Raw genomic sequence first — 1,578 nt, 5'->3', positions numbered from 1 at the left:
CGGGCATGAACCCGGGCGCGCTGTCATCGTTCGCGCTGGCGCCGCGCCCCGAAGACAACGGCCTGGTGCTGGGCTACGGCAACACGGACGCCAGCCGCTACCCCGCCCTGGTCAAGCGCCTGGCCCGGTTGCTCAGGCAGATGACGTAGCGGGCCCGCGCGGCCTCACGCCCCGATCAGCCCGCCCAGCAGCAGCACGGCCAGCACCAGCCAGAACAGGCAGGCCAGGAACGCGCTGCGCAGCAGCGCCTTGACCGCCGCCCACAGAAACGTCAGCCCCAGCGCCAGCAGCGCGAAATGAAAGAGGGAGGGGCTCATGCCCAGGGCGCTGGACAGGCCGGAAAAGAAGTCGCCGAGCGCCTCGCCCAGCCCGCCCAGCAGCCACTTCAGGCCGGCGACCACGCTGCGCAGCGCGCCGCCGATCATGCCGCCCAGCGATGCGAAAAACCCTTCTTCCGCCGGCATCAGGCCGCCTCGCGGTCGGGAAAGCTCGGGACGCGAGCGGACGGGTCCGGGCGAAAATGGCGATGGGGCATCGGAAACGGAACGGCATGCGCCTTAGGAAACACGGGGACACCCACCATAGCGCAAAAGCGTCCGCCGTGGCGCGGCGGGCCGCGTACCGCTTTTTTTCCTTTGTTACCCTTTGCCGCGCCGGCCGGCGATACAGTAGCCCGACGGCCGGCCCCGGATGGCCGGCCCCCAGATGGCCGGCCCCCGGATGGCCGGCCCCCGGATGGCCGGCCCCCCACCAGGAAGGAGGCGCAACCCGTGACTTCCCGCAACCCCGCGCCGCGCGCCGGCGCCATCCGCGTCGGCATCGGCGGCTGGACCTACGAGCCCTGGCGCGGCACCTTCTACCCCGAGGGCCTGCCCCAGGGCCGCGAGCTGGAATACGCGAGCAGCCGGCTGACGGCCATCGAAGTCAACGGCACCTACTACGGCGCCCAGAAACCCGCCACCTACGCCAAATGGCGCGATGAGACGCCCGCGGGCTTCGTGTTCACCCTCAAGGCCTCGCGCTACGCCACCAACCGCCGCAAGCTCGCCGAGGCGGGCGAATCCATACGCCGCTTCGTGCACAGCGGCATCGCCGAGCTGGGCCCGAAGCTGGGTCCCATCGTATGGCAGTTCGCGCCGACCAAGGTGTTCGACGCCGGCGATTTCGGCGCCTTTCTCGACCAGCTTCCCGACGCCGTGGACGGAATCGCGCTGCGCCACGCGCTGGACGTGCGGCATCCCAGTTTTGCCTGCCCGGAATACCTGGCGCTGGCGCGGCAGCGCGGCGCCGCCACGGTATACACGGACAGCGACGACTACCCTTCCATTGCCGACCGCACGGGCAGCTTCGCCTACGTGCGGCTGATGCGCGCCAGCACCGCCTACAAGGCGGGCTATGCGCCGCACGCGCTGGCCGAATGGGAAAAGCGCCTGCGCGCCTGGGCGGCGGGCGAGCACATCGCCGAACCAGACGCAGTTCGGCTCTTGATCGTCCGCGTGCCAAACAGCACCGGGATCGGACTGTCGGTCCGCGGCGACCGGCGCATCAACATCGCCGGGTTGCGGCGTGGTGGTTTTG

Annotated in this window: 2 protein-coding genes and 1 pseudogene; 2 read left to right on the top strand and 1 reads right to left on the bottom strand. The window is 70.5% G+C overall.

Annotated features, from left to right (window positions below; genetic code table 11):
- Positions 1 to 149, top strand: a pseudogene (locus AD428_RS26615) (PLP-dependent aminotransferase family protein); the annotation flags it as partial.
- A gap of 15 nt (positions 150 to 164) precedes the next feature.
- Here the strand turns inward: AD428_RS26615 and AD428_RS24065 are convergent.
- Positions 165 to 464, bottom strand: a complete 300-nt coding sequence (locus AD428_RS24065) for a hypothetical protein (RefSeq protein WP_053246829.1) — start codon at positions 462 to 464, stop codon at positions 165 to 167.
- A 306-nt stretch (positions 465 to 770) separates the two neighbouring features.
- Between AD428_RS24065 and AD428_RS24060 the strand changes: the two genes are divergently transcribed.
- Positions 771 to 1,578 (top strand): DUF72 domain-containing protein (locus AD428_RS24060; RefSeq protein WP_152968220.1); only part of this gene is annotated, 808 nt, incomplete at its 3' end.

It is taken from the genome of Achromobacter sp. DMS1, from assembly GCF_001270295.1.
The sequence above is the reverse complement of the archived record's forward strand: the minus strand, read 5'-3'. Positions and strand labels throughout refer to the sequence as shown.